Below are 7,389 nucleotides of genomic sequence, written 5' to 3'. Positions count from 1 at the left end.
GCCGTCGCGATCGCTTGGGGATCCTTGTCGAACGCGACGAGGCGCCCTGTTTCGGCCAGCCTCGCAAGCACCGCGCGGCTGTGACCGCCACGACCGAACGTGCCGTCGACATAGACACCGTCCACGCGTGTGACCAGCGCATTCACCGCTTCATCCAACAGCACCGTGCGGTGCTGCAATTCGTTTTCCATCGCAGCGTCCTATTTCAAACCGCGATCAAAACGTGAAATTCTTCAACGCGTCCGGCATGCCCTGCGCCATCGCCGCCTGCTCCTTGGCTGCGTACGTCTGCGCATCCCACAGTTCGAAGTGGCTTCCCATGCCGAGCAACATGATTTCCTTTTCCAGGCCCGCGGCCATGCGCAATTCGGGCGAGACGAGAATGCGCCCCGCGCTGTCCAAATCGATATCCGAAGCGTTACCGAGGAAAATGCGCCGCCACCAGTGCGCGTCCATCGGCAACGCGGCGATCTTGGCGCGAAACACTTCCCACTCGGGGCGCGGAAAAAGCAAAAGGCACCCGTCCGGGTGCTTTGTGAGCGTCACCCGTCCTTGTGCCTCGCCTTGCAGCGCTTCGCGATAACGAGAGGGCACCGACATCCGGCCCTTCGCATCGAGCGTCAGCGCCGACGCCCCTTGGAACACGTCCTCTTCCCCTCGGGGCGCGCGCCCCATCCGTCACACTCGAAATCCGATCGAAAAAGGTCGGATCAATCCACAAAAATACACTTTCTCACACTGTCTCCCACTTTAGAGTAAGGGCATGGGGCGGTCAAGGGAGAAGCCCGTTTTTTCCACTAATTTTGTTTGTAAGAACAAGGACTTACGTGTCACCGTTCACGTGGCGCTTAAAATGGAAAAGCGTTAAAAATGAATGAACTACTGCATCTTGTGAAGGTGATACCTGAGAAGCTCGCAATAAGCGTCGGGCCGAAAAGCGCTGAGAGGTGGCGGAATGCGGGGAGAACGGCGCGGAAATTGGAGAGGCAGTGCTCACTCGACGCGGGCGGCGGACCTCGCGCCGCCCCATCGGAATCGCTAGCGTTTCAGGTGCTTCAAATGTAGTAGGCGGTGCTCGTCATGACTTTGGATGCGGCGCGCATCAGTGCCCGAACCGGGAAAGGCAGTTCGACGCCGCCCGCATCGGTAGCGGCTTTGGCGTGCTTCATCTCGTCGGCACGCATCTGGTCGACTATCGCGCGGGAGGAGAGATCGGCTTCAGGTAACGATTGCAGGTGCCCATCGAGATGGTGTTCGACCTGCCGTTCCGTCTCCGCCATGAATCCGAGGCTCGCTTTATCCCCGAGCGCACCCGCCGCCAATCCGATCGCGAGCGAACCGGCATACCAAAGCGGATTGAGCAGGCTTGGACGTGAGTCGAGTTCCTTGAGGCGATGCGAGGTCCAGGCGAGATGATCTTCCTCTTCGCGGGCCGCCTGCTCGAACGCGTCTTTCAGCGCAGGCGAGCGCGTGGCCAGTTTTTGAGCCTGATAAAGCGCCTGGGCGCAGATTTCGCCCACATGGTTGACGCGCATGAGGCCGGCCGCGTGCGCGCGCTCGGCAAGCGTCATTTCCGCGCCGGCGGGGGCGGTCGGCACCGGCCGGCTCATCCGGCTGACTCCCGCGATCGAACGCAGCCCACGGTCGAATTCCGTGACCCATTCGTCCAATATCATCCGATTCTCCCTTGCGTAGTCTCCAGCGCAAGACGCGCGTGGCGACTTCATTGCGCCCCAGCTTTCGCAAAGATCAGTGCAAAAGAGGGGCTAACCGGGCATTTTAGACGATGTTCGCAAAGGTGTGCTACGCGAGGTGCAAGTCCTCACCCGTGACGTTCGGCCGCAACGGGGGTACAAGGCGTGGCCGTCGATGTGAGCGCAATATCGCCCCTCAGTTCGCGGCGCAAGATTTTACCGACGTTGGTTTTTGGCAGTTCGCTGCGGAACTCGACGATCTTCGGCCGCTTGTATCCGGTCAATTGCGTCTTGCAGAAAGCCAGGATATCGGCTTCCGTGAGCGCGGCGTCCTTCTTGACGATAACGAGCTTGACGGCCTCGCCGGAATGCTCGTCCGGCACGCCGACGGCTGCGACTTCGAAAACACCCGGATGCTGCGCCACCACGTCTTCGATCTCGTTCGGATAGACGTTGAAGCCGGAAACCAGAATCATGTCCTTCTTGCGGACGATGATTTTGCAATAGCGTCGGTCATCCGTCACGCCGATATCGCCCGACTTGAAAAACCCGTCGGCCGTCATGACCTTGGCCGTCTCGTCGGGCCGATTCCAATAGCCCGCCATCACCTGCGGACCGCGAATGCAAATCTCGCCGGGCTGTCCGACGGGCACGGGGTTGTCGTTGTCATCGCGAATCGACACCTCGGTGGACGGCAGCGGCAGACCGATCGTGCCGCTGTACTCCGTGGCGGTAACCGGATTGCACACCGCCGACGGCGAAGTTTCCGACAGACCATAGCCTTCGATAATCGGCACATGGGTACGCTCGAACCAACGCCGCGCGACCGCGTCCTGAACGGCCATCCCTCCCGCATTGGCGACGAGCAGCTTCGAGAAATCGAGCTTGCCGAAATCGGGATGATTGAGCATTGCGTTGTAGAGCGTGTTGACGGCCGGGAAGGTATTGATCGGGTAGCCTTGCAATTGCTTGATCATGCCGCCGATATCGCGCGGATTCGGGATCAGAATGCCGAGGCCTCCGCTTCGCACCGTCAGCAAGAAGCAGACGGTCAGCGCATAAATATGGTAGAGCGGCAATGCGAAAACGTTGATGATCTGCTCGACGTCCGCATGCAGCGCATGGGCCGGTTCATGCCAGGCGGCCGATTGCAACACGTTCGCCACGATATTGCCGTGCGTCAGCGTCGCGCCCTTTGCGACCCCGGTCGTCCCGCCCGTATATTGCAGGAACGCGATATCCGAACGGCTTAGCCGGGCGGGCGCGAATGGCTGTCGTGCCCCCGTGGCCAACGCCTCGTTGAATTTGACGTGCCCGGGCAGATTCCACGCAGGCACCATCTTCTTCACCCGTCGCACGACGAAATTGACGATTACGCCCTTCACACCCATGAGATCGCCCATCGACGCGACGACCACATGTTTGACCGCCGTACGGCTCACCACCGCTTGCAGCGTTGCGGCGAAGTTTTCGAGCAGGACGATGGCTTCCGCGCCGCTGTCCTTGAGCTGGTGCTCGAGTTCGCGGGGGGTGTAGAGCGGGTTGACGTTCACGACGACATAGCCGGCCCGCAAAATGGCAGCGATGACGACGGGATATTGAAGGACATTCGGCATCATGATCGCGATGCGCGCACCGCTGGCCAGCCCTTTCGATTGAAACCATGCGCCGAGTCTGCGCGACATCGCATCGAGCTCGCCGTAGGTCAACGACTTGCCCATGCACACAAAAGCGCGTTTGCCGCTGTGCTCGCGAAAGCTTTCTTCGAGCATCTGGCTCACCGAGTCGTAGCTTGTCGCATCGATTTCGGCGGGGACGCCGGGCGGATACGACTTCAACCAGATCTTTTCCATGCGGCGTCTCCCTGTTTTTCGAATGATCGTGCGAAAAAGCGCATCCTAGCCGGTCGCCCCCCGCGAAACAACCGGATTAGACATCGACTTCCAACTCGAAGTGGGGAGCCGGGCGTCAGACTCGGACGCCTTCCACCTCGACCAGGCAGTCGTAAAAAGTCGCCGATCCCCCGAGATCGGTCAGCGCCTGACTCGTCACCTGGTTGGCATTGCAGCCGTCGGGCGAGAGCTTTTTCCACCAGATCGAAAGGCCCACCACCACTCCCGTGCGTGCGCGGTCGGTCACCCGCGCCCGGGCCTTCATCGAGCCACGGTCGTTGTATACCCGCACGATATCGCCATCCGCTATGCCGCGCGGTGCTGCATCGCACGGATGGATGTCGAGATGCGGCTCGCCCTCCGTGGCACGCAGGCTATCGATGTTCACGAAACTGCTGTTCAGGAAGTTACGCGCCGGCGGCGAAATCATGGCCAACGGATAGCGGGCCGCCAGTTGCGGCGCGGCCTCGGCCGATTCATAGGGCGGCAGGTAGTCCGGCAGCGGATCGCGCCCTTCCTTGGCGAGCAACGTACTGGCGAATTCGCACTTGCCCGAGGGCGTCGGAAAACCGCCCTTGGCAAACGGTGCCTCGGGGATGTCGAGTTTGAGCCAGCCCTGCTTTACGAGCGCCTCCCACGAGGCGCCGCGCAGCGACGCATCGTCCCACCGCAAGGCGGCGCGCGCGACGGTTTCGTCGCTTTCATAAAGCGCGGGCTCATCGATTTCCATGCGGCGCGCAATGCCGCGGAATATCTCGCTGTTCGGCCGGGCTTGTCCGACAGGGGCAATCGCGGGCTGGTTCAGCATGACGTAGGTGTGGCCGTACGACTTGTGAATGTCGAGGTGCTCGAGCTGCGTGGTCGCGGGCAGAACGAGGTCGGCGTAATCGACGGTATCGGTCTGGAAGTGCTCGAGCACGATCGTAAATAGATCTTCCCGCGCAAAGCCTGCCGCCACGCGCTCGGAATCGGGTGCAACCGCAACCGGATTCGAGTTGTAGACCACGATGGCTTCGACTTTCGGGCCGAAGACAGCGTCACCCGGATGAAGCAGGGCATCGCCGATCGCATTCATATTGATGGCGCGCGGTAGCGTCGTCGGGCAGCCCGGCAACAAATCGGGCCGTTGCAGCGCCTGCTGGTTGACCGGAGCCCAATTGGATGCCGACAACAGCAGGCCACCGGCGGGCTCGCGCCAGGCTCCGGTCAGCGCTGGCAAACAGGCGATGGCGCGCGTCGCGTTTCCACCGCCACGCACGCGCTGCATGCCGTAGTTGAGCCGGATGGCCGCCTTGCGCGTTTTTCCATAGAGACGCGCGAGTTCGACGACTTGGTCTTCTTCGATGCCGCAGATCTGCGCGACACGCGATGGAGAGTAAGCCAGCGCGCGGTCACGCAGCCCGTCGAAACCGACCGTGTAAGCGTCCACATAGTCGCGATCGATCAAATCTTCGGCGATGAGAACGTTGATCATGCCGAGCGCGAGTGCGGCGTCCGTGCCGGGACGCAGCGCAATATGACGATGACACTTCTCAGCCGTGAGCGAGCGGTAAGGGTCGATGGCAACGAGCATCGCGCCGCGGCGCTTCGCCTCCTGGGCGCGAGTCCAGAAGTGGAGGCTCGAGGCGATCGGATTGCCGCCCCATATCAGAATGAGTTCGCTTTGCTCGAAGAACTCGAGGTGCATGCCCACGCTCGCACCGTAGGTGTAGCGCAGGCCGGCTGCGCCGGCTGCCGAACAAATCGTCCGCTCGAGCCGCGATGCGCCGAGCTTATGAAAGAACCGTTGTGCGATGCTCTCGCCCTGGACCAATCCCATCGTGCCGGCATAGCTATACGGCACCAGGGCTTCCGGCTCACGGCGGACGACCTCGGTCAGCCTGCTGGCCGCCAGCGTCAGCGCTTCATCCCAGCCGATGGGCACGAATCGTCCCGCACCCTTTTTCCCGACTCGCTTGAGCGGAGTCGTCAACCGTGCGGGATGGTGGACGCGTTCGGGATACCGGCTCACCTTGGTGCAAAGCACGCCCTGTGTGGGCGGATGATCGGGGTCGCCCACTACCTTGACAGCCTTCCCATCCACGACGGTCACGCGCATCGCACAGGTATCGGGGCAATCGTGGGGGCAAACCGCGCGGGCAAACTCAAGGGGAGCGTTCATGAGGAAGGTTCCTTGGCGATGCGATGAGCCAGTGCCGCCAATTCTATTACTTCCGCCGCGGTGGCCCGGCCAAATTGGCGGTGATCGAGTTCGGCGTAGAATGGATCGGACTACGGCTATTCAGTCTCGAACCACTTACCGAAGTCGAACGTATCATGAAACTCCTTCCTGAAGTCCTCGCTGCGCGCGAGGAAATCCAGTCGTTACGACGAACGATCCATGCCCATCCGGAATTGCGCTATGAGGAAGTCCGCACTTCCGAGCTTGTTGCGAGGCAGCTCGAACAATGGGGCATCGAAGTTCACCGCGGGCTTGGCAAAACAGGCGTTGTAGGGGTGTTGAAGCGCGGCACCGGGACTCGGTCCGTCGGCCTGCGCGCCGACATGGATGCCCTGCCGATCCACGAACTCAACAGCTTCGGCCACCGTTCCCAGAACGAGGGGAAGATGCACGCCTGCGGGCATGACGGACACACCGCAATGCTGCTGGGCGCGGCGCAGTATTTGGCGAAACACGGTGAATTCGACGGTACGATCGTTTTTATTTTTCAGCCGGCAGAAGAAGGCGGAGCCGGGGCGCGAGCGATGATCGAGGACGGCCTGTTTTCCCGGTTTCCCGTCGACGCGGTGTTCGGCATCCACAATTGGCCGGGTTTGGCGGAAGGGTCTTTCGGCGTCACCGAGGGGCCGATCATGGCGTCGAGCAACGAATTCCGGATCGATGTTCGCGGCGTGGGCGCCCATGCAGCGCTGCCGCATAACGGCCGCGATCCGGTTTTTGCGGCGGTCCAGATCGCGAATGCGCTTCAGAGCATCATCACGCGGAACAAGAAACCGATCGATACGGCGGTGCTTTCGATTACTCAGATCCATGCCGGGGATGCCGTCAACGTGATTCCCGACGAAGCGTGGCTCGCGGGAACGGTCCGCACATTCACGACGGAAACGCTCGATTTGATCGAATCGAAGATGCACAAGATCGCGGAAGCGACGGCTGCGGCTTACGATTGCTCGGCTACTGTGACATTCCATCGGAATTACCCGCCGACGATCAACAGTTCCGAAGAGACGCGCTTTGCCGCCGAGGTCATGCGCGAGGTCGCGGGCTCCGACCGGGTAGATACGTCCATCGAGCCAACCATGGGCGCCGAGGACTTCTCGTTCATGCTGCAGGCGAAGCCAGGTTGTTACGCGTTTTTGGGCAACGGCGACGGCATGCACCGCGAGATGGGACATGGCGCCGGGCCCTGCATGCTTCACAACGCAAGCTACGACTTCAACGATGCGTTGTTGCCGGTTGGGTCGACGTATTGGGTACGGCTCGCCCAGCGATTCCTGGCGCCCGGCAAAAACGGTTAGCCGGGATTGGGACAGACGGGGCTAAGCGCGGTCGGTCCCGTCGGGCGCCCAAAGCAAAAACCCCCGGCTGCGCGATGGCGGGCCGGGGGTTTTCATGCACGTTGCGTGGGTCAGAGTGGGCACTGAGGTGCGCACTCCGCCTGGCAGAGGGAGCCTGACGATTACCTACTTTCACACGGGCAATCCGCACTATCATCGGCGTGGAGTCGTTTCACGGTCCTGTTCGGGATGGGAAGGGGTGGGGCCGACTCGCTATGGTCATCAGGCATGACTTGTTGCTGTGC

At 61.4% G+C, this 7,389-nt stretch carries 6 protein-coding genes and 1 rRNA gene; 1 reads left to right on the top strand and 6 read right to left on the bottom strand.

Annotated features, from left to right (window positions below; all coding sequences use genetic code 11):
* From mraW to ACO1XS_RS12995, 5 genes are all read right to left on the bottom strand, one after another.
* The coding region (gene mraW / locus ACO1XS_RS13015) for a 16S rRNA (cytosine(1402)-N(4))-methyltransferase (protein ID WP_486390840.1) at positions 1-191 on the bottom strand (191 nt) is incomplete at its 3' end.
* A 25-nt stretch (positions 192-216) separates the two neighbouring features.
* Positions 217-645, bottom strand: coding sequence for a division/cell wall cluster transcriptional repressor MraZ (gene mraZ / locus ACO1XS_RS13010; protein ID WP_486390841.1), 429 nt, complete (start codon positions 643-645; stop codon positions 217-219).
* Positions 646-1,055: 410 nt separating this feature from the next.
* Positions 1,056-1,676, bottom strand: a complete 621-nt coding sequence (gene coq7, locus ACO1XS_RS13005) for a 2-polyprenyl-3-methyl-6-methoxy-1,4-benzoquinone monooxygenase (RefSeq protein WP_331571473.1) — start codon at positions 1,674-1,676, stop codon at positions 1,056-1,058.
* 146 nt (positions 1,677-1,822) lie between these two features.
* A complete protein-coding gene (locus ACO1XS_RS13000) occupies positions 1,823-3,547 on the bottom strand; it encodes a long-chain-fatty-acid--CoA ligase (RefSeq protein WP_486390839.1) in 1,725 nt (574 codons plus the stop codon).
* 115 nt (positions 3,548-3,662) lie between these two features.
* The gene (locus ACO1XS_RS12995; RefSeq protein WP_486390838.1) at positions 3,663-5,747 is read right to left on the bottom strand and encodes a molybdopterin-containing oxidoreductase family protein; all 2,085 of its coding nucleotides are present in this window, start codon (positions 5,745-5,747) and stop codon (positions 3,663-3,665) included.
* A 155-nt stretch (positions 5,748-5,902) separates the two neighbouring features.
* Between ACO1XS_RS12995 and ACO1XS_RS12990 the strand changes: the two genes are divergently transcribed.
* A complete protein-coding gene (locus ACO1XS_RS12990) occupies positions 5,903-7,105 on the top strand; it encodes a M20 aminoacylase family protein (RefSeq protein ID WP_331571479.1) in 1,203 nt (400 codons plus the stop codon).
* Between the two features lie 152 nt (positions 7,106-7,257).
* Here ACO1XS_RS12990 and rrf read toward each other — a convergent pair.
* A 5S ribosomal RNA gene (rrf, locus tag ACO1XS_RS12985) occupies positions 7,258-7,371 on the bottom strand.
* Positions 7,372-7,389: the final 18 nt, after the last annotated feature.

The sequence above is a fragment of the Trinickia sp. genome (genome assembly GCF_057351765.1).
Note: the sequence above shows the minus strand (reverse complement) of the source record. Positions and strands in the feature narration are given on the sequence as shown.